Source organism: Microbacterium sp. UBA3486 (assembly GCF_002377845.1).
Lineage (GTDB): Bacteria > Actinomycetota > Actinomycetes > Actinomycetales > Microbacteriaceae > Microbacterium > Microbacterium maritypicum_A.
Map to the genome: position 1 here is coordinate 13194 of NZ_DFQP01000118.1, position 25197 is coordinate 38390.

At 69.4% G+C, this 25197-nt stretch carries 23 protein-coding genes, 1 tRNA gene and 1 other RNA gene; 21 read left to right on the forward strand and 4 right to left on the reverse strand.

Going from position 1 to position 25197, the window contains the following annotated elements; translation table 11 throughout:
• Positions 1 to 23: 23 nt before the first annotated feature.
• Positions 24 to 111 (reverse strand) — tRNA-Ser (locus tag B2869_RS18470).
• Between the two features lie 171 nt (positions 112 to 282).
• Here B2869_RS18470 and mpaB (B2869_RS18475) point away from each other — a divergent pair.
• From mpaB (B2869_RS18475) to B2869_RS18535, 13 genes are all read left to right on the forward strand, one after another.
• Positions 283 to 1359, forward strand: a complete 1077-nt coding sequence (gene mpaB, locus B2869_RS18475; protein WP_292769766.1) for a daptide biosynthesis RiPP recognition protein — start codon at positions 283 to 285, stop codon at positions 1357 to 1359.
• On the forward strand, positions 1359 to 2408 hold the full coding sequence (gene mpaB / locus B2869_RS18480) for a daptide biosynthesis RiPP recognition protein (protein ID WP_318391148.1): 1050 nt from the start codon (positions 1359 to 1361) through the stop codon (positions 2406 to 2408). The genes mpaB (B2869_RS18475) and mpaB (B2869_RS18480) overlap by 1 nt, the downstream gene beginning before the upstream one ends.
• Positions 2405 to 3658 (forward strand): daptide-type RiPP biosynthesis aminotransferase, encoded by a 1254-nt coding sequence (gene mpaD, locus B2869_RS18485; RefSeq protein ID WP_292769771.1) that lies wholly within the window; start codon positions 2405 to 2407, stop codon positions 3656 to 3658. The genes mpaB (B2869_RS18480) and mpaD overlap by 4 nt, the downstream gene beginning before the upstream one ends.
• Entirely contained in the window at positions 3655 to 4842 is a 1188-nt protein-coding gene (mpaC, locus tag B2869_RS18490; protein ID WP_292769774.1) for a daptide-type RiPP biosynthesis dehydogenase, read from the forward strand. Before mpaD ends, mpaC begins: the two co-directional genes overlap by 4 nt.
• Positions 4843 to 4977: an MpaA1 family daptide-type RiPP gene (gene mpaA1, locus B2869_RS18495; protein WP_021199159.1), complete on the forward strand. Its 135-nt coding sequence runs from the start codon at positions 4843 to 4845 to the stop codon at positions 4975 to 4977.
• Between the two features lie 37 nt (positions 4978 to 5014).
• Complete coding sequence (mpaA2, locus tag B2869_RS18500) at positions 5015 to 5140, forward strand: MpaA2 family daptide-type RiPP (RefSeq protein WP_268741823.1); 126 nt, start codon at positions 5015 to 5017, stop codon at positions 5138 to 5140.
• 40 nt (positions 5141 to 5180) lie between these two features.
• Positions 5181 to 5294 carry an MpaA3 family daptide-type RiPP gene (gene mpaA3, locus B2869_RS18505; protein WP_021199157.1) on the forward strand — a complete coding sequence of 38 codons (114 nt, stop codon included), beginning with the start codon at positions 5181 to 5183 and terminating at the stop codon, positions 5292 to 5294.
• 66 nt (positions 5295 to 5360) lie between these two features.
• Positions 5361 to 6188: a daptide-type RiPP biosynthesis methyltransferase gene (gene mpaM, locus B2869_RS18510; RefSeq protein ID WP_292769781.1), complete on the forward strand. Its 828-nt coding sequence runs from the start codon at positions 5361 to 5363 to the stop codon at positions 6186 to 6188.
• Positions 6175 to 7893: a daptide biosynthesis intramembrane metalloprotease gene (gene mpaP / locus B2869_RS18515; RefSeq protein WP_318391149.1), complete on the forward strand. Its 1719-nt coding sequence runs from the start codon at positions 6175 to 6177 to the stop codon at positions 7891 to 7893. The genes mpaM and mpaP overlap by 14 nt, the downstream gene beginning before the upstream one ends.
• On the forward strand, positions 7874 to 8590 hold the full coding sequence (locus B2869_RS18520; RefSeq protein ID WP_292769787.1) for an ATP-binding cassette domain-containing protein: 717 nt from the start codon (positions 7874 to 7876) through the stop codon (positions 8588 to 8590). The genes mpaP and B2869_RS18520 overlap by 20 nt, the downstream gene beginning before the upstream one ends.
• The gene (locus tag B2869_RS18525; protein ID WP_292769789.1) at positions 8587 to 9315 is read left to right on the forward strand and encodes an ABC transporter permease; all 729 of its coding nucleotides are present in this window, start codon (positions 8587 to 8589) and stop codon (positions 9313 to 9315) included. Before B2869_RS18520 ends, B2869_RS18525 begins: the two co-directional genes overlap by 4 nt.
• Positions 9312 to 10058, forward strand: a complete 747-nt coding sequence (locus tag B2869_RS18530) for a hypothetical protein (RefSeq protein WP_292769792.1) — start codon at positions 9312 to 9314, stop codon at positions 10056 to 10058. The genes B2869_RS18525 and B2869_RS18530 overlap by 4 nt, the downstream gene beginning before the upstream one ends.
• A 9-nt stretch (positions 10059 to 10067) precedes the next feature.
• Positions 10068 to 10958 (forward strand): rhodanese-related sulfurtransferase, encoded by an 891-nt coding sequence (locus tag B2869_RS18535; RefSeq protein WP_029267290.1) that lies wholly within the window; start codon positions 10068 to 10070, stop codon positions 10956 to 10958.
• Positions 10959 to 10962: 4 nt separating this feature from the next.
• Here the strand turns inward: B2869_RS18535 and B2869_RS18540 are convergent, their stop codons facing one another.
• Genes B2869_RS18540 through B2869_RS18550 form a run of 3 tightly spaced genes read right to left on the reverse strand, consistent with a single transcriptional unit; the run spans position 10963 to position 15408 of the window.
• A complete protein-coding gene (locus B2869_RS18540; protein WP_292769795.1) occupies positions 10963 to 13230 on the reverse strand; it encodes a DUF3488 and transglutaminase-like domain-containing protein in 2268 nt (755 codons plus the stop codon).
• Positions 13217 to 14407 (reverse strand): DUF58 domain-containing protein, encoded by a 1191-nt coding sequence (locus B2869_RS18545; protein ID WP_292769798.1) that lies wholly within the window; start codon positions 14405 to 14407, stop codon positions 13217 to 13219. The genes B2869_RS18540 and B2869_RS18545 overlap by 14 nt, the downstream gene beginning before the upstream one ends.
• 11 nt (positions 14408 to 14418) lie before the next feature.
• Positions 14419 to 15408 carry an AAA family ATPase gene (locus B2869_RS18550; protein WP_021199148.1) on the reverse strand — a complete coding sequence of 330 codons (990 nt, stop codon included), beginning with the start codon at positions 15406 to 15408 and terminating at the stop codon, positions 14419 to 14421.
• 143 nt (positions 15409 to 15551) lie between these two features.
• Here B2869_RS18550 and ffs point away from each other — a divergent pair.
• The 8 genes from ffs to B2869_RS18590 form a co-directional block, all read left to right on the forward strand.
• Positions 15552 to 15648: signal recognition particle sRNA small type (ffs, locus tag B2869_RS18555), an RNA gene on the forward strand.
• A 64-nt stretch (positions 15649 to 15712) separates the two neighbouring features.
• A complete protein-coding gene (locus B2869_RS18560) occupies positions 15713 to 16321 on the forward strand; it encodes a rhomboid family intramembrane serine protease (RefSeq protein ID WP_292769801.1) in 609 nt (202 codons plus the stop codon).
• Positions 16318 to 17040 (forward strand): hypothetical protein, encoded by a 723-nt coding sequence (locus B2869_RS18565; protein WP_029258724.1) that lies wholly within the window; start codon positions 16318 to 16320, stop codon positions 17038 to 17040. The genes B2869_RS18560 and B2869_RS18565 overlap by 4 nt, the downstream gene beginning before the upstream one ends.
• A gap of 65 nt (positions 17041 to 17105) precedes the next feature.
• Positions 17106 to 19238 carry a phosphate acetyltransferase gene (pta, locus tag B2869_RS18570; protein WP_292769804.1) on the forward strand — a complete coding sequence of 711 codons (2133 nt, stop codon included), beginning with the start codon at positions 17106 to 17108 and terminating at the stop codon, positions 19236 to 19238.
• Positions 19235 to 20455: an acetate/propionate family kinase gene (locus B2869_RS18575; protein ID WP_136024961.1), complete on the forward strand. Its 1221-nt coding sequence runs from the start codon at positions 19235 to 19237 to the stop codon at positions 20453 to 20455. The genes pta and B2869_RS18575 overlap by 4 nt, the downstream gene beginning before the upstream one ends.
• A gap of 112 nt (positions 20456 to 20567) precedes the next feature.
• Positions 20568 to 21326, forward strand: coding sequence for an HAD family hydrolase (locus tag B2869_RS18580; RefSeq protein WP_021199143.1), 759 nt, complete (start codon positions 20568 to 20570; stop codon positions 21324 to 21326).
• Positions 21323 to 23827 carry a glycoside hydrolase family 65 protein gene (locus B2869_RS18585; protein ID WP_029258721.1) on the forward strand — a complete coding sequence of 835 codons (2505 nt, stop codon included), beginning with the start codon at positions 21323 to 21325 and terminating at the stop codon, positions 23825 to 23827. Before B2869_RS18580 ends, B2869_RS18585 begins: the two co-directional genes overlap by 4 nt.
• Before the next feature lie 45 nt (positions 23828 to 23872).
• On the forward strand, positions 23873 to 25197 hold a 1325-nt coding region (locus tag B2869_RS18590; RefSeq protein WP_292769808.1), incomplete at its 3' end, for a DNA polymerase III subunit gamma and tau.

Sequence of the window (25197 nt, forward strand, 5' to 3'; positions counted from 1 at the left end):
TGACGCGGAGGCTCTTTCACTTTTGGCGGTGACGGCGGGATTCGAACCCGCGGTTGCTTGCACAACACACGCTTTCCAAGCGTGCTCCTTCGGCCGCTCGGACACGTCACCAGGGAACAACCTGTCCATCCTATCCGATGCGAGGACGACGACGTGACAGACGCCTGAGGCCAGAGGCCTGAACGTCCACCGATGTGAAATATTGCACGTCACACGTCACCTGTATAGCCTCATGTGAGGACGTATCGCATTCGCTGGGGGTGCGGCGTCCAGAGGGGGAGCATGGACGCGAGCTCGATCATGACGGCGAGAGACCGCCACCGCACCACGACGGCTTTCGAACAGTGCGTCAGTGGAAGACGGAACCTCGTCACGGGCGCCGTGTTCTTCGTCGAGGCGGGTGACCACGTCGGTGCGGTGCTGAGCCAGACCCGCCTCGACGACATCGTGTTCGCTCCCGCGGGCGGTGTTGTCATGAGCAGCGACTCCCGGATGATCGCCTACGACGGTGCTCTGCGCGAGCCCGGCGATCGGATCATGTTCGACGGCGGGCAGACGTTCGAACTCCGGGAGTACGTGGCGGCTCCCTTCCTTCCGATCGTCGGGCCCACTCTCTTCCGGCAGTGCAACGCCGCGGGCGTGGCCGCGTTCCTGAGCGATGCCGATACGGCGAAGGACTCCGGGATCTTCATCGATCCGCTGCTGAGCAGCACGGTTCTGCTCGACTCCCTGCCGTCATTCCTCGGCTCCGGCCGCGAGGGAGAGGCCCTGCCCCGCGTGCACGTCACCGCGGACGGCGAGTACAGGGACGGGCCCGACGGGCTCCTGCTCGGCGAGGTGGGCGATGGGCGGGCAGACATCGAGGCCCGCGCAGGCGAAGGCGCCGGCCGAGGGCGGGCGTTCGCGCGCGTCGTCGACCGCGGGATGCTGGAGGCCGATCTCGACGACTGGCCGTGGTTCGCACGGTACATCGGCGCGATCGACCTGCTGCGTCGATGGGAGGGAGTTCCGAGTCGTCCCGCCATCTCCGGCTTCGGCGGACACCTCGTGCGGGCTCTCGACGAACTCGCCGCGCTTCCGGGAGTCGTCTCACCAAGCGCCCCGTACCTGCTGACCGGCGACGGCGAGGAGTGGATGCTGATCGATCCCGTGAGCCGGCGCGGGGTCCGGCTCGGCATCGACAGCGCACGCGCGGCGGAATGCCTGATCGCGACGGCGGACGAGTCCGCGGCGGTCGCATTGCTGGCGGCCGAGCTCGGCAGGGGGACGAGCAGCGTCGCCTCCCTGGTGCAGGAGGTCCGATGCCGATTGGCAGCGGTCGGCCTCGATCCCGCCGCATGCGGGCAGGCGGGACTGTGATGCACGACGGTGAGCGGGTGGAAGCAGGGGAAGTCAGCGGAGCGCGGGCACTCCGTGCATGGATCACCGGGCAGGGGGAGGGGCACTCGCGAGTGTTCCTCCTCGAGAGCGGGGCTCCGGCAGCCGATGTCGCGAAGGTGGCGCGCGGCGACGACGTGGTCCTCCTGCCGGTGGAGAGTGGGATGTACGACGGTCTCGGCAGCGTGGTGCGCTACCGAGGCGCACTGCGAGAAGCGGGTGACGAGCTGTTCCTCGGCGAACACGGCGTCGAACTCCAGGACTATGTCGCTGCTGCGTTCGTCCAGATCGTCGGCCCCACCGTGGTGCGCTTCTTCGACGCATCCAGCGGGCAGGCCTTCCTCGAGGATGCGGAGCTCGCTCGCCGAACCGGGGTCTTTCCCTCGGCGTTGATCGACCCACGAGTGCTGCTCGCGGACCGCGACGCCCTGGACTGCCCGAGGGAGATGGAGACTCCGAAGGCGCTGCGAGTGGGTGCGGACGGCAGTGTCGGCATCGGCGTGCAGGGGCGGGCCATCGGCACCGTCGACGACCTGCCGTCCGTTCTCGCCATCCCGCGGCCCCGGGCCGCGGCGCTGGGAGAGGTCGCGGCGGGCGATGGGTTCGCCGCCGACCTCGCGAGGCGGGAGTGGATCGGACGCTATCTCAAGGCGACGGACCTCATGAAGATGCTCCGCGGAGAGAACGGCGCCGCCCGGGTCTCGGGGTTCGGCTGGTTCCCGATCGACGACGACCTCTCTGATGCCGAACCGGTGACCGCGGATCCGTTCCTGCTCGAGACCGCCGCCGGTTTCGTGCTCGCAGACACCGGGAGCCTGCGCCGCCAGCTGCTCACGCCATCGACGGCCCGGGTCATCGCGGTGATACAGACGTCGAGCACGATCGAGATCGCCACCGAGCGCGTGGCTCGGCTGCGGGGCACATCGTCACCGGACGCGCGTGACCTGTGCCTGCAAGCCCGCACCGCTCTCAACGTCCACACGGGCCGGCGTACCGGCTCCGCTGACGGCATGAAAGGGGCCGAAGGATGACATCGCCGCACGCGCTGTGGACCTCGATGCTCCCCGCGGACTCGACCTTCGCACCGGAGCGCGTCGCCGTCGGCGCTGCCGGGAACCGGATCGAGTTCGCTGACGGATCCACACGTCTCTGCGTGACGAGCGGTCTCTGGAACGTCCCTCTCGGGTTCGGCAACCCGACGGTCGTCGAGGCTGTCAACAGGGCGAATCACGATGCGTCCTATCTGTCGCTGTTCCGCGCGCCCCATGAGTACGCGCAACGCGCGGCCGAAGCTCTGATCGAGCTCGCGGACCCCGTCCGCTACCGCCGCGTGATCTTCTCGACCTCGGGAGGGGCGGCGAACGACGCGGCGATGAAGCTGGGCAGGCAGTACTGGGCGCAGAAGGGACTCGCGTCCCGCTCGTTGATCGTGGGCCTGAAAGGCAGCTATCACGGCACGGCATACGGCAGTCACGCCCTGAGTGGAGACGACCTCCTCCAATCCGTCTACGCCGTCGACCGCCGGTCGGTGCGGCATGTATCCCACAGCGACGACGGCGAGGAGCTCGAACGGCTGCTGCAGCGGGAGGGGGCGCGCGTGGCATCGGTCGTCGTCGAACCCGTGCTGGGCAGCGGCGCCTACGCGCTGTCTGATGCGTTCGTCCAGCGTCTGCTCGCACTGCGCGAGGAGTACGGCTTCCTGATCGTCGCCGATGAGGTCGCGACGGGCTTCGGCCGCACCGGGACGATGTTCGCCACCGACAGGTGGGCTGCGGCACCGGACATCCTCATCCTCTCGAAGGCGCTGACCAACGGGGCGATGGGTGCGGCGGTGCTCTTGGTGGGGGAACGGGTCGCCTCGGAGTTCGTGCGGGGCGGGTGGACGTTCGTGCACGGCGAGACCCAGGCAGGGACGCCGGCATGTGCCGCGGCGATCCTCGCCGTGATCGGGGAACTGCGCCGCATCGATGTGGAGTCGACCACTCAGGCACTGGGCATCGACCTGCTTCGCCTCGCGGCCGAGTGGGAGGCGGACGGTGTGGTCGCGGAGATCACCGGACGCGGGTGCTTCATGGGGCTCGGGCTCCGCCACGCCGACGAGAGCCCGCTCTCTGGGGCCGACATCCTTCGCGTCGTCTCCGCGATCGCCGACAACGGCGTCCTGGTGCAGCCGGGCCCCAGTTCCATCGAGCTGATCCCGGCGTATGGATTCACTGCGGAGGAGCTTCTCGCAGTGGACGTGGCCGTACGCGCAGGCCTGGCCCAGGGAGTACCGGCATGACCGCGGAGTTCGGCCGACTTCCCACCCTGTGGCAGGGGGAAGGGGTCACCCGCCGGTTGACGAAGCACCTCACGGCCGGCCGAGAGAGCCTTCTGATCGTGGACTCGGCGGTCACGGTTGCCCTTCCGTCCGGGCAACGGTCCACGACGATCCAGATCGATGCGCAGTCGGTCGACGTCGCTGCGGTCGTCGATCTGGCCCGACAGATCGTGCGTCGATCGCCGAGCGTCATCGTCGCGGTCGGCGGCGGAACCGTTCTCGACGCCAGCAAGATCGCCGCGCTCGCTCTCGCTCGGGGGCGGGTGTTCGACTTCGCCATCGGGCATGCGTCGAGGTCGGCGTTGACTCTCCTTCCCCACGCATTGCCACCCGTCGACATCATCGCCGTACCGACGACGCTCGGCACCTCGTCGGAGACCAACAGCGTCGGAGTGCTCAAGAACGACAGCGGATACCGGCTCATCGTGGGTCTTGCCCTGAGGCCTCGCCACGCGATCATCGATCCGGGCAATCTGGTTTCGCTGACGCACGCCGCCGTCAGGGAGGGAGCACTGGAAGCGTTCCTCCGGGTAGCGGGCGCCTCGACGAGCTCGCGGAGGAACGCGCGGCAGAACGGAGACGCCGTCGCGCTCGGGAGAGCCGTCCTCGATTCCGCCAGCCGTGACCCGGACTCGCGCGGGGGAAGGATGCGTCTCGCTCGACTGAGCGCGGCGACCCAGCGCAGCGCGGCGCTGCGGGGGCCGGACCCCTACAGCGCGCGCCACTGGTATGCGGCGAACGAGATCGCTTTCGTGCTGAGGATCCGCAAGATCGTCGCCACGGCGGCGGTCATCGCGGCGGTCTGGCGGCGGGTCTGTGCAGGGGACGTGCGCTGGGGAGACCGGGAGAGTCTCCAGGACTTCTGGGTGAACGTCGTGGGCGGGATGGCGTTACCGCTGGACCCGCCGACGGGCATCGAGGCCCTGATCGAACGGTGGGGAATCGAGCGTGCTCCGAGACCGAGCCCGGATGACATCGATCGCATCTCCGTCGCCACAGAGAGGGCGTGGGGAAGACGCCACCCGATGCTGCCGGGCCTCCTCGCAGACGACTTCCGTGACGTGCTCCACGACTCCCGGTGGAGTTCTGAGCTGGTCGGCCCTGATCGCCGACCTCCGATTTCTGTTGCGAAGGAGGTGAATTAGATGGGCGAGAAAGTCGAGAGCAGTATCCGGTTCCAGGAGCTGGAAACCATGGAGGCCCCCAGTTGGGAGAGCTTCTATCAGGGCGCGATAGGGGCGTTGGTCCTCATCGGGATCGGCGCAGCCGCGGCCACCTGATCCCTGGCACGCGCAGCGACACGGAAGGGAGGTGAAGATGCACACCACAACGCCGACGCTCGAGTTCACGGAACTCGAGGCCATGGAGGCCCTGAACGACACCGACGACTACATCCGAGGATTCGCCGTGGGAGTCATCATCGGAATTCTCGCCCTGACATAGGGCGGCGACCGACAGCTCGAGAAGGAGGTGCAGATTGCAGATGACGTCTCTGGAGTTCACGGAACTCGAACAGATCGACGCACCGTTGGAATGGTGGGAGCACGCCAGCTACATCATTGCCATCATCGGCGGCGCGGCAGCGATCGCAACCTAATCCCCGGGGTGCGGGTGGAGCATGCCCGTCCGCACCCCACCGCTCCCGTTGAGAGGCGATGTGTGAATGTCCGGTTTGATCACCGAAGCAGTATCGGCGCGGCTCGAGACCGCGGGCGCGGTTCCCCGGGAGCTGGATCTGTACTCCGGGGAGGGCACCGACTTCTATGAGCGATTGGTCGGTACCGACCGTGCAGAGATTCGAGAGGTGCTGGCGCTCGCGAGGAAGACCGACGACCCCATCCTCGACATCGCCGCGGGCGGCGGGAGGTTGACGGTTCCGCTGGTGAGAACGGGAAGAGAGGTCACCGCGATCGATCTCTCCGACGACATGCTCTCTCACCTGCGTCGAGCGCTTCCTGCGCGATCGACGGTGGAGTGCGTCGTGGCGGACATGCGCGACTTCTCCCTGGGCCGGCGATACGGTCTCGTGATCATCGGCGCCACATCCATCACGTTGCTCGATCGTGCGGGGCGCTCGCTCCTGTACGGGAGTGTGCGTCGTCACCTCGCCGCCGGAGGCGTGTTCGCCTTCACCGTCGCGGGAGGCACGGCGGCGCAGAGCCTGGCGGTGTCGAGAACGCAGGAGATCGGCGTCCCCGGTCCGCAGGGCGAAGAGACCTACCTCTTCGCGCAGCAGATGGAAGACGGCGGAGCGGCGCGAGTGGTCAACTGGGTGCGCGTCGCCGACATCGCGGCCGGCCTCGAAGCGACGGTGCTCACGAGCCGCTTACAGGTGCTCGGCCATGACGTCCTCGCCGGGGAGCTCGTCGACGCGGGCTTCGCGGCACCTGCCGTGTCGCCCGTCCGCACCGACCGCGGGGTGGAGATCCTCCTGCTCACGACGGCGTGGGCGGGATCCTCGGGAACGGTGGACGACGATGCCGCCGGCTGACTCCCCGCGTCGACGCGGCTCCCGCGCGAGGGTTCGGCTCTCTGCCGATGCATGCCCGAGCCTCGCCTCCGGTGTCGCTTTCGAGGAAGGGGCCGACGACAGGGCATGGATAGCGACGATCCACGGAGTGCCGTCGTCGAGGGTGTCCCGGTCGGTCGCCGACCTGCTTTCGGCGATGAACGGCGAGACCGCGCTCCGCGACCTGCACCTGCGCTTCGCCGCATCCGAATCGCTGGAGGACTTCCTCGACCTCGCCGAGCGCTTCCGCGCCAGTGGACTCCTGAGGGGCGACGCGATCCTCCCGCCCGGGCGGCTGACCTACCGCCCGCCATTCACCCTGCAGATCGCGACGCTCCGTGCACCCGCCCTCTTCCGGCGCGTGGACCATGTGATCGTCCGACTGCCGGCTCGGGTGGTCCTGGCATCGGTGGTGGTGCTGCTCGGCGGAGGGCTCGTGGCCGCCATCGTTCAGGCGCGGGACCTGCTGAGCGTCCTGACCACGCCGATGCCCTTGACCGGCCTGCTGATCCTGATCGCGGTGCTCTCGCTCGCGACGCTGCTCCATGAGGCCGCCCATGGACTCACCCTCGCCCGCTTCGGCGGGAGCCCCCGTCGTGCCGGCTTCATGCTCTTCTACCTCACCCCCGCGTTCTTCGTGGACGTGACCGACGGCTGGCGCCTCCCGAAGAGATCGCAACGCGTGGCGATCGCGTTGGCCGGCCCCGCAGTGCATGCGGTCATCGCCGCCGTCGCGCTCATCGCCGCTCTCGCGCTTCCGCAGCCGGAGACCGACAGGGCGATGCTGCTGCTCGCTCTCTCCTGCATCGCCGTCGTCATCGTCAACCTGATCCCGTTCGTGCGCTTCGACGGGTACATCGCACTCATGAGCGCGCTCGACGAGCCGAACCTCCGGGGACGCGCCATCCGCGACGCCTCGAACTTCCTGACCCGATTCCTGTTCGGCGGGCGGCGGATCGGCAGAGCCCTGGACACCGCGTGGAGCGTTCCGTTCGGCCTCGCCAGTCTTGCCGCCCCGGTCGTGATGGTCGTGTTCGCCGTCGCACGCACCGCTCAAGCGCTCGCCGGAGGAGGACCGGTCCTCGGCCTGCTGGTGGTCGTGTTGGAAGCCGTCGTCGTCCTCGTCGGTGTGGCTCTGCTGGCGAAAGCCCTGCGGCGAGTCCTCCGCTCGGGTGTCTCCCGGCTCCGGTTCGTGTGCGTCGGGGCGGTGGTGGTCGCGAGCATCGTGACCGCCGGAGCCCTCATCCGCGTACCCGTCACCGACACGCTCGGCTTCTCCATACACGGGGGCCGGGTGATGCTCCTTCGCGCAGGAGCAGGCGCAGGCGCCGACACCGAGGCGGAGGTGCCGGCGGGCGCCCCGGTCGTGTTGATGAGCAGTGGCATCGTCGCGAACGTGCCGGTGGGAGAGGGCACAGCCAGGCCGCTGCCTCCGACGCCGACGACGGTGCCACTCGACGCGCTGTTTCCCGTGACGGCGGATGGGGTGGCGATCCCTGCGGTGGTCGTCGCCGAGGTGCTCGTCGTCGGGAAGAGCGACGGCCTGCCCCCGACGGGTCAGGCGCGGGTCGAGCTCGGTGAGACGGACCTGTGGCAGGCGCTCTGGGCGAGAGGCGTGATGCTGCCGCTGACAGCGCTCCAGGGCGAGAGAGAAGAAGAGGAAGAGAATGAGCGACCACGCGATTGAAGTCCGAGGACTCACGAAGAGGTACGGGCGCCGAACGGCCGTCGAGGAACTGTCGTTCGACGTGCCGCGGGGGACGGTCGTCGGACTCCTCGGCCCCAACGGGGCGGGAAAGTCGACGACGCTGCGGGCCCTGGTGGGGTTGATCACTCCGACCAGTGGCGACAGCGTCATCGACGGTGCGCCGTTCTCCGCGCTCGACAACCCTGCATCGCACGTGGGCGTTCATATGGACGGGTTCGGCTTCGAGCTGGGCATCACAGCGAGAAGGCACCTGGAGATCTCCCGCCTCGCGGCCGGCGCACCCCGGGGCCGTGTCGACGAGGTGCTCCAGGAGGTGGGGCTCGCAGCGGATGCCGACCGTCGCGTGAAGACGTTCTCGACGGGGATGGCACAGAGGCTCGGGCTGGCGACCGCTCTTGTGGGGTCACCCCGGACGCTCATCCTCGACGAGCCGGCGAACGGGCTCGACCCCGACGGCCTCCGGTGGCTTCGCCGGTTCCTGCGGAGCTTCGCCGAACGCGGCGGCACCGTGCTGGTCGCCAGCCATCAGCTGGCGGAACTCGAGCAATTCGTGGACGAGGTCGTCGTGATCAAGCGCCGTGCACTCTTCGCGGGGCGGTTGCACGACCTCGTCACGGACGACGGCGACTCCCTCGAGAGCAAGTACTTCGATCTCGTGGGAGAAGCGGCAGCATGAGGAACGCGATCCGCAGCGAAGCGCTGCGTGCAGTGAGCGGACTCTCCGTCCTGCCGGTCTATCTCGTGGCCCTGCTCATGCCGGTATTCGTGCTCGTCTCCGACGGTTCCCGCTTCGAGTTCGCCGGTGTCGATCCCGGCACGGCCACCGCGCGCCTGCTGGAGCCGCTCGCGTGGTCGGTCGTCTCCGCGGCGTTCGTCGGTGCGTACTCCGTCACGCGGGAGTACTACTACGGCTCGATGGACAGAACGCTCACCGGGGTCGGCTTCCGTCGCGCCTTCGGGGGAAAGCTCGTCGCGGCGGTGTTGGCCGCCGTCGCGCTGTCGGTGTGCATCTTCGTCCTCTGGACAGGGGGCATCTCCGTGATCCTGATCCGGAACGGACTGGCGCTCGCTCTCACACCGGAGTCGTGGCAGCTGTATGCCGGCGCGCTGGCCGGCACGGTCCTCGGTGCACTGATCGGAGTGTCCGTCGGCTGGATCACCCGCAACTACTACCTGACGGCAGGTATCGTCCTCATCTTTCCGATGGTCGTGGAGCTCGCACTCGTGCGCACGGCGCCGGAGGTGGCGAAGTTCTCGCCCGGATTGGCACTCGCCGCGCTGGGTGTTCCCGGCTACCAGGGGCGACTGCTCGAGTTCGCGCCCGCACTCGGTGTCGGGCTCGTCTGGGCCGCAGCTCTCGTCGTGATCGCCTGGTTCAGGGGACGTCGGGGAGCCGCGTGATCGGCCGGGCGCTTCGCGCGCAGGCGCGCAGCTTCGCCGGTGACGTGGTCCTCCTCGGGATGGTGGCAGCGGCGCTGCTGATGTCGCTCGCCGTGGCGACGAGTATTCCGCCCGACCTCGCGGAGGCCCCGGCGGGCGTCCGATCCGCGTTCGCCGAGTCCTTCACCGTCGTGCTCGCGACGTACGGAGCGGTCCTCGCGGCGGTCTACGGCTCCTTCCGATACACGATCGACCGCCGGGACGGTGTCATCGCGCAACGTCTGATGATGCTGCCCCGGTGGACGATCTTCGTCGCCAGGATGCCGACGGCCGCTCTGGGAGGGGCGATCGTGGCGCTCACCGTCGTCGTCGTCGGGCAGATCGCGCTGAACGTGTCCCGGGGTGGTGCGACCCTCGATGGAGCGACTGCGGCATCGACTCTCGCCCTCGGGGCGGTCGCCGGGCTCTGGGGGATGGGGCTGGGAGTCGTCGTACAGGTTCATCTCGTCGCTCTCTTCGTGGTGTCGATGTCGATGAGCGGGGCGCTGCTCCTCACGATGTTCTGGAGCTCCGGCGCCGGCTATCTCCCGCCCCTCGTGATGCTCCGAGCCCTCGGATTCGACGTGTCAGCCATGGGCATCCCGCGGAACGATCTTCTCGAGAGCTCCCTGGCGCTCTGGGCGACCGCAGGCTGGGTGCTCGCCGCGCTCCTCGCCGGGGGAGCGGCTTTCATGAAGCGTGATGTCGGCGCGGAGACGACGTAGGATCCCTAGGTGGCAACACCCAAGATCGTCCTCTTCTACGCCTTCACTCCTCTCGCCGATCCCGATGCCATCCGCGTCTGGCAGCGAGACCTCGGTGAGGCGCTCGGACTGCGCGGACGTCTGCTCATCTCGAAGGACGGCATCAACGGCACCCTCGGCGGCGACATCGGCGCGCTGAAGAAATGGCTGCGCTCGTTCCGCTCGTACCGTCCGTTCGCCGACGCCGACATCAAGTGGAGCGAGGGGACCGGTGTGGACGCCGAGGGACGCAGCCTCGACTTCCCCAAGCTCAGCGTCAAGGTGCGCGAGGAGATCGTGTCGTTCGGTGCGCCCGGTGAGCTCCGCGTCGACGAGAACGGCGTCGTCGGCGGCGGCACGCGTCTGACGCCCGAAGAACTGCACGGTCTGATCGACGAACGTGGCGACGATGTGGTGTTCTTCGACGGTCGGAACGCGCTCGAAGCGCAGATCGGACGCTTCCGTGGCGCGGTCGTCCCCGACACCGAGACGACCAGGGATTTCGTCGAGCTTCTCGATTCGGGCGTCTACGACGACCTCAAGGGCAAGCCCGTGGTCACGTACTGCACCGGCGGCATCCGCTGCGAGGTGCTGTCGAGTCTGATGACCGCCCGCGGGTTCGGTGAGGTCTACCAGCTCGAGGGCGGCATCGTCCGATACGGCGAGAAGTACGGCGACGACGGCCTGTGGGACGGATCGCTCTACGTCTTCGACGGCCGGGGCTCCGTGGACTTCTCCGACCATGCCGCGGTCATCGGAGAATGCGTCGGATGCGGGGCGGCGACCAAGCGCACCGCGAACTGCCCCGATCTCTCGTGCCGATCGCAGTTCGTGGTGTGCGAGGAGTGCGGCGCTGTGCCCTGCACCTCCCACGCCGCCTGACGGGTCAGATCGTCACACCGGGCTCGGCGGCTCTCGGGGCGTACAGGGAACGCGGGATCAGCACGGCCCGCACCCTGGTGGCCCGATCGGCGCTCTGCCGCAGGCTCGTGAGAACGTCGCCCAACGGCTCTGCGAGATCGTCGGATGCATCGACGGAGCGGGCGTAGTTCGAGCGCTCGACCGCATCGGTGAGGTGTCGTATCGCCTCGGCCCCCACGCCGTTCTGCCGCACCAGTCCTGCCGCGCGCGTGCGTGGCGTGTCGGCGTCGGACACCGGGATCTGCAGGTCGATCAGGGTGTCCCGGAGTTCCGCCCATGCCGCGGCGGAATCTCCTCGACGTGCCCTGTTCAGCCGCGCTCGGCGTTCCACGAGCCGGATCAGTGCGGGAAGCAGGAGCAGCACGACGATGCCGAGGGCTGTGAAGACCACCGGCGTCGGGTCGAGGCGGCGCAGGTCGTCGCCGCTGGCCGCGTCGCCGCCGGCATCGTTGCGGTCGATCTCGGGACCCGAGGTCTGCTCGGCCTGCGGTGCCGTGGTCGGGGCCGGGGCGGACGGGCTTCCGGCACCTCCACCCTGCGTCGCTCCGGGGCGGAAGGCGGTGGGCACACCCAGAGACGCGGTGGGCTCGAACGGAACCCATCCGATACCGGGGAACAGCACCTCCGGCCAGGAGTGCAGCCGGTCGCTGGTCACGGAGAACACCGACTCGCTGCCGCGCTTCTCGTCGGTCAGCGAACCGGGAAGGTATCCGACGACGATGCGCACCTGCATGCCCAGGCTCTCCGCCATCAACGCGAACGCCCCCGCGAAATGGACGCAGTATCCCGACCGCGCCTCGAGGAATTCCGCGACGGCTTCCGCCCCGGTGCCGTCGAAGCCTTCCTCCACCGGGGTCTCCAGCGAGTAGGCGAACTGCGAGCGGAACCAGTTCTGCAGCGCGATGAGCCGGTCGTAGTCGGTGCTCGCCGCCGCGGTCACGTCGTCCGCGAGCTCACCGATGATCCCGGGGAGCTCGACCGGTTCGGCATCGGGATCGACGACGGGGGCGGCGGCATCGATCGCGCGGATCTGCTCGAGGGTGGGGATCAATCTCGACGACGTGACCGTGTAGTCGTTCCCGACGGCGTCCGCGCCGCGGGAGTACAGCGTGCGATTCTCGGGGGCGATCCTCCAGGCATTGCTGAGTCCCTGCACGGCGGTGGCGGGATAGGGCACCGGGAGCCAGGAACTCGACATCCGCAGCACGCGGATGGAGGTGTTCTGTTCTTCCGTCGCGATGTCCTCGCCCCATTCCGGGGGACCGAATCCGTCGCTCTGCGCCTGCAGGTCGCCGTCGTCCGGCTGCCAGACGCGGCCGTCGAAGCGCGAGAGCGTGGTCAGACGCAGGTACGGTGCAGTGTCGCCTTTCGCGGCAACGGTGAGGACTTCGACCGGATTGGGCTGGCGCAGGTCGTCTCCGAGACGCAGCGAGGCGTCGACCGTGACCCCGACCCCGTTGCCGGTGAGGCTCGCGGTGACGGGCAGCATCGGGGCGATGGCCACTGTCGTCGCCAGCGCGGCGGCTCCGAGCGCGACGGCCAACGACGTCGACGAGCGGCGCGGGGATTCCGGATGCCGGCGTGCGGTGTAGCGGAGGAGGAGCAGGGCGACCACGCCGAAGAGCAGGAACCAGGCCACGTTCGTGTCGCCGAGCGTGACGATCATCGGCACGGCGCCGATGACGCCGGTCAAGAGGACGGCCAGCACGGCCGAACGATGCGCGACGAGATGGTCGAGGAGGATCGCGACGACCGCGAAGCCGATGCCCATCACCGCAGCGAGGCCGGGGGAGGGATCCAACGGCGCGGATCCGAACACCACGGCCTCGACGGCGGAGGCCCCGAGCACACCGAACAGCGTCAGCGTCGCCGATGTCGGGACGATCCCGAAGATGGCGGTGTCGCCGGCCACGAGCAGCGTCACGACGGCGATGGCGACCACGATCTGCACGGCGAAGGTGACGATGTCCTGCGCCCACGCCGCTCGTCGCCGCAGCAGGTGTCGCGTCAGCATCCCGGTGCCCGCCACGGCGACGATCACGGCGATCACGGTGAAGGACCACGCCCCGGGGCCGATCACAGAGGTGAACGGCCACATCGCCGTGAGCGCCGCCGTCGCCGCGAGTGCGCCGGGGCCGACGATGCCGGCCGGCTCCTCGTGGTCGCGGTGCCAGAAGGCCGGCCTGCGCGTGGCGACGGTCGGCGCCGGCGGCGCCTGCTCAGCGCGGAACATCGCCGACCCCGATCCGGGCCGAGACGGCGTCTTCCCACGCTGCGGGGATGTCGTCCCCGAGTGGGGCCACCGTCCATCCATGGCGCACGGAGGCCTCGGTGGCGCCGGGGAGCAGCTCTGTGCTGAACAGCATCGGTGCAGCGGCACCTGCTGAACGCAGCAGGGCCGCATCCTCCTCGTCGAGGCGGCCCGTGATGTAGACGAGCGGACCGGGCGGGGTGCCACCGACGAGCGCCATCAGGTCACGGCTCTCTCCGCGCGGGGTGACCGTCGCGAGTGCAGCGAGCAGACCGTCGCGATCGTCTTCATGCCCGCGAAGCGCGCCGAGCAGCGTTCCTGCGCTGTCGAGAACGTCGACGCTGTACCCCTCCGATGCGAGGTGCACGGCCGCGGAGGCGCACAGGGAGACCGCTGCTTCGAAGGCGGGATCCTCGTCGGTGCCCGGTGCGTCCCAACGGCGCCCGCTGCGGTCGAGCACGACCACTGCGTCGGGGCTGGACTCCTCCTCTTCCTGACGCACCATCAACTGACCGCGATGCGCGGTCGCCCGCCAGTGGATACGACGCATCGAGTCGCCCGGGATGTATCCGCGGGGCGAGAGGTTGTCGCTTCCCTGCCCGAGCCGGGTGGAGGAGGTGTGCGTGGTGCCGCCGGCGGCACCGACACGCACGGCCAGCGGGGCGAGCGCGAACACCTCGGGAACGACCGTCACACTCCTCGTCTCGCCGAATGCCTGCTCGCGCTGCGCCAGACCGAACGGGTCGACCGTGCGCAGCATCAGCGGCCCGAGGGGCCAGACGCCGCGTCGGACACCGGTGATGAGGTAGGTCAGCTGGCCGGTCTCGGGGGGATATTCACCGCCGGAGTCTCCGGAGACCGCGTCGGGGAGCACATCGTGCCAGAGCCCCCGCGGCACCCGGATCGCTCGCAGCGAGAACCGCACCGTCACTCGTGACGTCTCGGACACGGTCAGCAGATCGGTCGAGATCTGGCGGGTGACCGTTCCGGATCGTCGTGGCAATCGCACCGCGATGAGGGAGAAGAGCGTGACGGCCGCGAGCAGCACGCCGATGTAGAGCAGGACGCGCGTGCCGAGGAGGTTCGCGGCGATCATGCAGCCGAGCGCGGCGACGAGCGCTCCGGCACCGCGGCCGGTGAGGGATCGACGTCTTCGCATGATGAGGTCTGTCAGGAACGCGTCGCGACGGGGACACGCACCCGCTCGACGATCTGGGTGAGGGCGGCCTCGACCGGCTGCGCGCCGGCGCGATGTGCGCCCCTGGCCGGGAGCAGGCGGTGCGCCAGCACAGGGATGAGCAGCGCGGTGATGTCGTCGGGGATCACGTACTCGCGTCCGTCGAGAGCAGCCCACACCTTCGCGGCCCTGACCAGCTGCAGGGTGGCCCGAGGGCTCGCACCGAGATGCAGGTTCGGGTCGGAGCGGGTGGCTTGGGCGAGCGCGACAGCGTACTCCTCGAGCGCGGGGGCCACGTGCACCGAGCGCGCCCAGGCGATGAGGTGGGCGATGGACGCCGCGTCGGCGACGGGCGACACGGCCGCGAGGGGGCTGACGACATCACGCTGGCGCAGCATGAGAGCCTCGGCGGCGGCATCCGGATACCCCATCGAGATCCGCATCATGAACCGATCGCGCTGCGCTTCGGGCAGGGCGTAGGTCCCCTCCATCTCCAGCGGGTTCTGGGTCGCGACGACCAGGAACGGCTGGGGCAGCAGGTGCGTGGAGCCGTCGACGGTGACCTGCCCCTCCTCCATCGCCTCCAGCAGAGCGGACTGCGTCTTGGGGGAGGAGCGGTTGATCTCGTCGGCGATCACGATGTGCGCGAACACCGCGCCGCGCTTGAATTCGAATTCGCGATCCACGGGGTTGTAGACGGACACCCCCGTGACGTCGCCGGGCAGCAGATCGGGCGTGAACTGGATGCGGCGCACCGTCGCATCCACGCTCGCGGCGAGGGCCCTGGCGAGCATGGTCTTGCCGACCCCTGGAACGTCTTCGATCAGCAGGTGCCCCTCGGCGAGGAGGCATACGAGAGCGCTGCGCACCGCGTCCGGCTTGCCGTCGATGACCTGGCCGATCGAGCCGAGGATCGCAGACGTCTGTGCGGCGAACCTCTCGGCATCCATCGATACCGGGGTCAGGGGGGCGTTCTCTGGCATGCGTTCCCTCTCACGTCGGCGCTGCGGTGCGCGTGACTCGATCGTAACCCTGCACGGGGTGCGCCGCTCTGGCAGGTTCCCCTGAGGATGCGCGTGGAGACGTGCGCGGTTCGGACCATCGCGCCGGTCGGGTTAGGATGGTTGACGGCTCTCCGCGTGGCGGCATCCAGGCCAATTCCCCCAGGGCGGAAACGCAGCAAGGGTAACCGGGCTCTGCTGGGTGCGCGGAGAGTCATTTTCTTTGTGCGGGCGTCTCGCCCCGGGCGCACAGCCCTCTCGTGGCTGCACCTGCGACAATCGTCCGGTGACCGTCACCCCGCCGCCGCAGACGCAGCATCCGCTCGGCCGATTCGCCTCGCCGGTGCTGCTGCTCGTCGCGATGTGGGTCGTGCAGTTCGCCGACGCGATCCTCCCCGGCTCGTTCACCGGATTCGGGCTGCGGTCCTGGGACGTCTCCGGACTCGGCGGCATCGTGCTCGGGCCGCTCCTGCACGCGAACTGGCAGCATCTCATCGCGAACTCCGTCCCGTTCCTGGTGCTCGGCTGTCTCGTCGCGGTCGAGGGCACGCGACGGTTCTGGGCCGTCACCGCGATCGTCGCCGTCGTCGGGGGCATCGGCACCTGGGTGTTCAACGCTCCCGGCACTCTGACGGTCGGGGCGTCCGGGCTGGTCTTCGGCTACTTCGGGTACGTCGTGATGCGGGTGTTCGCCCCCGGCCGTGTGGCGCACCGCATCCTGTACGCCGTGATCGCGATCGTCGTGATCGCGCTGTACGGCGGCTCGATGCTGGCCGGCGTCTTCGGTGTGGCCGACGGCATCTCCTGGCAGGGGCATCTGTCCGGGGCCATCGGAGGTGGCATCGCCGCCCTCGCCGGCCGCCGGCCGCGAACCGGCGGAGCCCTCGCGCCATGAACGCCGCACCGGCATCGCGGGCCGGACGCAGGCCGGCGACGAAGAAGCCGGCAACCAGAGGCACGCGCACGAAGAGCACGTCGAACACCAAGAAGACCAAGAAACGCCGCGGTCCCGGCGCGCGACGGCAGGCGGCGAATCGCCTGCGCCGGCGGAAGATCCTGCAGCGCATCCTGATCTCCGGGGGCGCCGTCGTCGTCGCCGTCGGTCTGTTCGTGCTCATCCCCCTGGGGCTCGCGCGCGATCCCGCGCCGATCTGCATCGACCGCCCGCAGACGTTTCCTGCGGAGGGCATCGAGGGATGGAGTGGTGAGCAGCTCGAGAACGCGGCGACCATCATCCGCACCGCCGCGGTTCTCGGCTACGCGCGTGAGGGGCAGATCCTCGGGGTGATGACGGCGATGGGGGAGAGCAGCCTGCGCAACATCGACTACGGCGACTGGGAGACGCGCGGATTCACCAACCCCGATGGAACCCGGACGACCAGCATCGGACTCTTCCAGCAGCAGGAGTGGTGGGGAAGCGTGGAGCAGCGGATGGATCCGGCGACCGCGACGACGCTGTTCTTCGATCGCCTCGGACGGCTCCCGGACTGGCAGACGATGGAGCCCTCCCACGCGATCCACCGGGTGCAGATCAACACCGACCGCGACTATTACTCGCGGTTCCAGGCGGATGCCACGGCGGTCGTCGATGCGATGTCCGGACCGTGCGAGTGACGTCGCGGCATTTGACCCGGTGAGACGCTCGGTGCGTTCATGGATGCCGCGCCTAAGCTGAAGTCGTGGCGCAGAGCATCTACATCACCTCGGCCGAAGGCCATACCGGAAAGTCGACGATCGCCCTCGGGGCGCTCGACGCTCTGATGCGCGTCTCGCCGCGGGTGGGCGTGTTCCGTCCGATCGCCCGCTCGGTCACCGCGCGCGACGAGATCCTCGAACTGATGCTCGCGCACGACGGGGTGAACCTCGACTACGAGGACTGCATCGGCGTCACCTACGACGATGTGAGGGCCGACCCGGAGGGCGCCCTGTCGACCATCGTCGCGCGGTTCAAGGCGGTCGAGGCCCAGTGCGATGCCGTCGTCGTCATCGGCAGCGACTACACCGATGTGGCCAGCCCTGCGGAGCTCGGTTTCAACGCCAGGATCGCCGCCAACCTCGGAGCCCCGGTGCTCCTCGTTCTCAGCGGTCGCGACCAGCAGCGCCAGGCCGAGCAGTTGGGGACCACCACGGCGCGGTCGGCCGCCGCGATCGCGCAGATCGCGGCGCTCGCCCTGTCCGAGTTGACGGAGGAGCGGGCGGAGCTGTTCGCCGTCGCGGTCAACCGCGCCGACCCGGAGGCGCTCGACGCCATCATCGAGGCGGTGCATGCCGCGCTCCCCGCGGAGAGCACGCCGGTATGGGCGATCCCCGAGGACCGTGCTCTCGTCGCGCCGTCGATCCGCGGCATCCTCGCGGCCGTCGACGGCACGCTGCTCAAGGGCGACGACGATCGTCTCACGAGGGAGGCGCTGACGATCGTCGTCGCGGGCATGTCGATGGTGAACGTGCTGCCCCGACTGACCGAGGAGGCGGTCGTGGTGATCCCCGCCGACCGCACCGAGGTACTGCTGGCTGCGCTGCTCGCCGATTCGTCCGGCACCTTCCCCCGCATCGCCGGCATCATCCTGAACGGGCCGTTCCCGCTGCCGGAGCCGATCGTGCGACTGCTCGACGGCTTCGCCTCGTCGGTGCCGATCATCACGACGGATCTCGGCACCTATGACACGGCGGTGCGCGTGATGAGCACCCGCGGACGCATCTCCGCCGATTCGCGCAGCCGCTATGACCGTGCGCTCGGCCTCTTCCAGGCGCATGTCGACATCGCCGAGCTCACCGAGCAGCTCGGTCTCGCCGAGGCTCACGTGGTGACTCCGCTGATGTTCCAGTACGGACTCATCGAACGCGCACGCGGGGACCGCCGCCGCATCGTGCTGCCGGAGGGGGACGACGATCGCATCCTGCACGCCGCGGCCACGCTGCTCGCGAGAGAGGTCGCCGACCTGACGATCCTCGGCGACGAGGCAACCATCCGCGCCCGCGCCGTCGAACTCGGCATCGACATCACGGCGGCCCAGGTGCTCAGCCCGACCGATCCCGAGCTGGTCGAGCGTTTCGCCGCGGAGTACGCCCGGCTACGGGCCCACAAGGGCATCACGCTCGCCCAGGCGGCGGACACGGTGACCGACGTGTCGTACTTCGGCACGATGATGGTGCACCTCGGCCTCGCCGACGGCATGGTGTCGGGCGCCGCGCATACCACCGCCCACACGATCCGCCCGTCGTTCGAGATCATCAAGACCAAGCCGGGGGTGAACGTGGTCTCCAGCGTGTTCCTGATGGCGCTCGCCGACCGCGTGCTCGTCTACGGCGACTGCGCCGTGATCCCCGACCCGACCAGCGAGCAGCTCGCCGACATCGCGATCTCCTCCGCGACGACCGCCCGGCAGTTCGGCATCGATCCGCGCGTGGCGATGCTGTCGTACTCGACGGGGGAGTCCGGATCCGGTGCGGACGTCGACAAGGTGCGCGCCGCCACCGCCCTCGTGCGCGAACGGGCGCCCGAGCTCCCGGTCGAGGGGCCGATCCAGTACGACGCCGCCGCGGATGCGGCGGTGGCCAAGGCCAAGCTCCCCGGCTCCGCTGTGGCCGGACGGGCGACCGTGTTCGTCTTCCCCGACCTGAACACCGGCAACAACACCTACAAGGCCGTGCAGCGCTCAGCCGGCGCCGTCGCGATCGGCCCGGTGCTGCAGGGGCTCAACAAGCCGATCAACGACCTCTCCCGCGGTGCGCTCGTCGACGACATCGTCAACACGGTGGCGATCACGGCGATCCAGGCGCAGGGAGCCGAGCACGCGGGAGAGGCGGCATGAGCGCCATCCTGGTCATCAACAGCGGCTCCTCCTCGTTGAAGTACAGCCTGATCGACATCGAGCAGGAGAATCTGCTCGCGAGCGGGCTGATCGAGCGCATCGGTCAGGAGATCAGCCCGGTCGCGCACACGGTGCGCCCCGCGGTCGACGGCGACGCCGTGCCGACCATGCTCGACGCCACCTACCGCAGTGAGAGGCCGATCGCCGATCACGCCGCCGCCTTCGAGGTGATGCGCGAGCAGTTCGTCACGCACGGCCCCTCTCTCGACGAGCATCGCCCCGTCGCTGTCGGGCACCGTGTGGTCCACGGCGGCGCCCGCTTCTACGCCCCCACGCTGATCGATGCCGACGTGGAGCGGCAGATCGACGAGCTCGCGGTGCTCGCACCGTTGCACAACCCCGCGAACCTCGCCGGCATCCTCGCCGCGCGCGCCGTGTTCGACGGCGTTCCGCACGTCGCGGTGTTCGACACGGCCTTCCATCAGACGCTCCCTCCCGCCGCCTACACCTACGCGATCGATGCGGCGCTCGCCGCGGAGCACCGGGTGCGCCGCTACGGCTTCCACGGCACGAGTCACCAGTACGTCAGCGAGTCCGCCGCCGCGTTCCTCGGTCGTGACCTCGGGGATCTCCGGCAGCTGGTGTTCCACCTCGGCAACGGGGCCTCGGTGACCGCGATCGACGGCGGCCGCTCGGTGGAGACCTCGATGGGGCTCACCCCTCTCGAGGGGCTCGTCATGGGCACGCGCTCGGGCGACATCGATCCGGCCGCGCTCGTGCACCTGTCGCGCCGCGCCGGGCTGTCGATCGACGACCTCGATTCTCTGCTGAACACCCGCAGCGGACTCGCCGGTCTCGCCGGGCGCAGCGATATGCGCGACATCCTCGCGGGCGTCGAGGCAGGGGAGGACGCGGCGATGCTCGCGTTCGACGTGTACGTGCACCGGCTGCGCGCCTACGCCGGCGCCTACATCGCACAGCTGGGGGGAGTGGACGTCATCTCCTTCACCGCCGGCGTGGGCGAGAACGCCGCGCCGGTGCGTGCCGGTGCGATGGCGACGCTCGGCTTCGCCGGTGTGGAGATCGACCCCGCCAGGAATGCGGCACGAGAGCGCGGCATCCGCCGGATCTCCACGGATGCCTCTCCGGTGACGGTCCTCGTCGTGCCGACCGACGAGGAGCTGCAGATCGCGCGGCAGACGGCGGAGCTGCTCTGATCGCTGCGCCGATCCTCCCGCAGGGGTTACCCCGCGGTGCGCGACCGCATTACGCTTGCACAGTGGCACGGAGAGGTGCCGGCCCGACGATCGCCCTTCTCCTGGAGGCTCTGTGCCTGAAGCACTGCCCGACCTGTTCCACGCCGACGGCGTGCTCTTCGACCTCGACGGCGTGCTCACCCCGACGGCCGAGGTGCACATGCGCGCCTGGAAGGCCGTGTTCGACGATGTGTTCGCGCGATGGGGGATCACTCCGCCGTACACCGATGCCGACTACTACGACTATGTCGACGGCAAGAAGCGCTACGACGGCGTCGCGAGCCTGATGCACAGTCGCAACGTCGAGCTGCCGTGGGGCGACGTCGACGACGACCCCTCGGCCGAGACCGTGTGCGGTATCGGCAACCGCAAGAACGCCGCGTTCGCCGCATCGCTGCGCGGCCAGGGGATCGCGCCGTATCCCGGCTCGCTCGCACTCGTCGAGAGCCTGCATTCCGCCGGAGTCCCGCTCGGCGTGGTGTCGAGCTCCAAGAACGCCGAAGAGGTCCTGGGGGCCGCGGGCCTGCGCTCCTTCTTCCGGATCGTCGTCGACGGCGTCGTGGCCGAACGCGACGGACTCGCCTCCAAACCCGCCGCCGACATGTTCGCCGCCGGTGCCGTCGCCCTCGGGATCGACCCCGCCCGTGCGGTCGCCGTGGAGGACGCCACGTCCGGCGCCGCCTCCGCTGCGGCGGCCGGCTTCGCAACCGTGGTCGGCGTCGACCGTGGCACGGGTGCCGACGCCTTGCGCGCGGCCGGCGCCACCGTCGTGGTCGACGACCTCGCCGTCCTCCTTCCCTCTTCCCGCACCGACATCCCGGAGACCGCATGATCGACCGCGACCGCTTCCCCGTCGACCCGTGGCGTCTGATCGACACTCACTACTCGGAGGAGGGCGTCGGAGAGACGCTGTTCTCCGTCGGCAACGGCTATCTCGGCCTGCGCGGCAACCACATCGAGGGTCGCGGCGCGCAGGAGCACGGCACGTTCATCAACGGTCTGCACGAGACCTGGCCGATCCGTCACGCCGAGCAGGCCTACGGCTTCGCAGAGGTCGGGCAGACGATCGTCAACGCGCCGGATGCCAAGGTCATGCGCGTGTACGTCGACGATGAGCCGGTCTCGCTGGACGACGCCGATGTGCGCGAGTACCGGCGCACACTCGACCTGCGCACCGGCGTGCTGGAGCGCCACGTGGTCTGGGAGACCCCGTCCGGCAAGCGCGTGCGCATGCGCGACGAGCGCATCGTCAGCTTCGAGGAGCGTCATCTCGCCGTGCTGCGCCTCGAGGTCGTGGTCGAGAACGCCGACGCCCCCGTCACCATCAGCTGCCAGCTGCTCAACAGGCAGGACGGCGCCGGCGTCTACGCGGGCACGCCGATCGGCACGAAGGCCGCGGCGTTCGACCCCCGCAAGGCCGAGAAGATCGCCGATCGCGTGCTGGAGCCCGCCGAGCACTGGCAGGACGGGCTGCGATCCGCGCTCTCCTATCGTGTCGCCGATTCGGGCATGACCGTCGCCGTGGTCGCCGACCACGTCGTCGAGACCGAGAACGAGTACAACGCCCGCACGCTGGTGGAACCGGACATCGCCAAGAACGTGTTCCGTGTGCAGGCGAAGGCCGGCGTGCCGATCACCGTGACCAAGCTCGTCAGCTACCACACGTCGCGAGGCGTACCCCCACGCGAGCTCGTCGACCGCTGCCGTCGCTCGCTCGACCGGGCGGCGGACGAGGGCGTCGAGACCGTGTTCCGTCGGCAGCGGGAATGGCTCGACGCGTTCTGGGAGCGCAGCGACGTGCAGATCGGCGGGCGCGACGACCTGCAGCAGGCCACCCGCTGGTGCCTGTTCCAGCTCGCCCAGGCCTCGGCGCGTGCCGACGGCGCCGGAGTCCCCGCCAAGGGCGTCTCCGGTTCGGGATACAGCGGGCACTACTTCTGGGACACCGAGATCTACGTGCTCCCGTTCCTCACGTACACCTCGCCACGCTGGGCATACAACGCGCTGCGCGCCCGCGTGCGCATGCTCCCGGCCGCACGTCGTCGGGCCGCGCAGCTCAACGAGGCGGGGGCGCTCTTCCCCTGGCGCACGATCAACGGCGAGGAGGCCTCGGCCTACTACGCGGCCGGCACGGCGCAGTACCACATCAACGCCGACATCAGCTTCGCCCTGGGCAAGTACGTGCGTGCGACGGGGGACGAGGAGTTCCTGCGTCGGGAAGGCGCCGACATCGCGATCGAGACCGCCCGGTTGTGGGCGACTCTCGGCTTCTGGCGTGCCTCCCGGTTGATCGAAGGCATGCCGGGGGAGGGGACCGAGACGTTCCACATCCACGGCGTCACCGGCCCCGACGAGTACACGACGGTCGTGAACGACAACCTCTACACCAACGTCATGGCGCGCTACAACCTCCGCTACGCGGCCAAGATCGTGCGCGAGATCAGGGAGAGCTATCCCGACGACTACGTGAAGCTGGTCGACCGCACCGGCCTCGGCCCCGGCGAGGCCGAAGCCTGGGATCGCGCCGCAGAGGCCATGTACATCCCCTACAGCGAGGGCCTCGGCATCCACCCGCAGGACTCCCTGTTCCTCGAGCGCGAGGTGTGGGACCTCGCCAATACGCCCGCCGATCAGCGTCCGCTCCTGCTGCACTTCCACCCCCTCGTGATCTACCGGTTCCAGGTGCTCAAGCAGGCCGACGTCGTGCTGGCGCTGTTCCTGCAGGGCAATCACTTCACGCCAGAGGAGAAGAAGGCGGACTTCGACTACTACGACCCGCTGACCACCGGCGACTCGACTCTCTCGGCCGTCGTGCAGTCGATCCTCGCCGCCGAGGTGGGGTATCAGGACCTCGCGCAGAAGTACTTCGAGCAGTCGCTGTTCGTCGACCTGCACGACCTGCACCACAACGCGGCGGACGGCGTGCACGTCGCTTCCGCCGGCGGGGTGTGGACGGCTCTGGTGTGCGGTTTCGGCGGGATGCGCGACTATGCCGGCGAACTGAGCTTCGACCCGCGGCTTCCGGCGAGCTGGCCGTCGCTGTCGTTCCCGCTGCAGTGGCAGGGATCGACGCTGCACGTGACGGTGACCGCGGCCGAGCTGCGCGTGCAGGTGAGGAACGGACCCCCCGTTCCCTTCAGCGTGCGAGAGACCGCGTACATCGCGACCGTCGACGACGAGGTCGTCGTGCCGCTCGCGGATCAGGGTCCCCTGCTCCCCGGTCGTCCGACGCTCCGACAGTTCGCCGACGCTCGACGCGAGGACGGCACGCGCATGTCGGCATCCGTTCCGGTGATCACGACGACGATCCCGGTGATCGAGACGATCGACTGATGCTCGGGCCCGCCGAAGGTCGGTGGCACGCCGTAGGCTGTTGAGGTGACCACAGCCCTCTACCGCCGCTACCGACCCGAGACGTTCGGCGAGATGATCGGGCAGTCCCAGGTGACCGATCCGCTCATGACGGCGTTGCGCGGTGACCGGGTCGGCCATGCCTATCTGTTCTCCGGCCCCCGCGGGTGCGGCAAGACCACGTCCGCGCGCATCCTGGCGCGGTGCCTGAACTGCGCCGAGGGGCCGACCGACGTGCCCTGCGGCGTCTGCCCGAGCTGTGTGGAGCTGTCGCGGGCCGGCGGCGGATCACTCGATGTCGTCGAGATCGACGCGGCGAGCCACAACGGCGTCGACGACGCGCGCGACCTGCGCGAGCGGGCGACATTCGCCCCCAGCCGCGACCGGTACAAGATCTTCATCCTCGACGAGGCGCACATGGTGACGCCCCAGGGCTTCAACGCGCTGCTCAAGCTCGTCGAAGAGCCGCCGGAGCACGTGAAGTTCATCTTCGCGACCACCGAGCCCGAGAAGGTGCTGGGCACGATCCGCTCGCGCACCCACCACTACCCGTTCCGGCTCGTCCCGCCGGCCGCGATGCTCGAGTACGTCGCCAAGCTGTGCGCCGAAGAGGGCGTGATCGTCGAACAGGGTGTCCTCCCGCTCGTGGTCCGCGCCGGCGGCGGCTCGCCCCGTGACACGCTCTCGCTGCTCGACCAGCTGATCGCCGGCTCCGACGCCCCCGCAGGTTCGGAGACGGTCACCGTCGGCTATGCGCGCGCCGTCTCCCTGCTCGGGTACACTCATGCCGCCCTCCTCGACGAGATCGTCGACGCGCTCGCCGCGGGCGACGCGGCGACCGCGTTCCCCGCGATCGACCGGGTCGTGCAGACCGGGCAGGACCCCCGTCGCTTCGTCGACGATCTGCTCGAGCGTCTGCGCGATCTCATCGTGATCGCGGCGGTCGGCGCCGGCGCATCCGCCGTCCTGCGCGGTATCGCCGAAGACGACCTGGAGCGCATGCGCGCCCAGGCCGCAGAATTCGGCTCCGCACGCCTCTCGCGCACGGCCGACGTGGTGAGTGCGGCACTCGACGACATGTCGGGAGCCACATCTCCGCGCCTGCATCTCGAACTCATGGTCGCACGGGTGCTCGCGGGAGCGACGGATGCCGCCGTGGCTGCGCCCGCGCCGGCGGGGGAGCGTACCGCGGCTCCCGCCCGACAGGTCGCGACCCCGGCAGCGCCGGCGCCTTCCGCGTCATCCACGATCGCGGCTTCGGCAGGTTCATCGGCTCCCGCGGCCCCGGCGTCTGTGGCCCCGGCGGCTCCCGTCAGCCCCGCCGCCCCCCGGCCCACGCCGGGGCCGGGCGG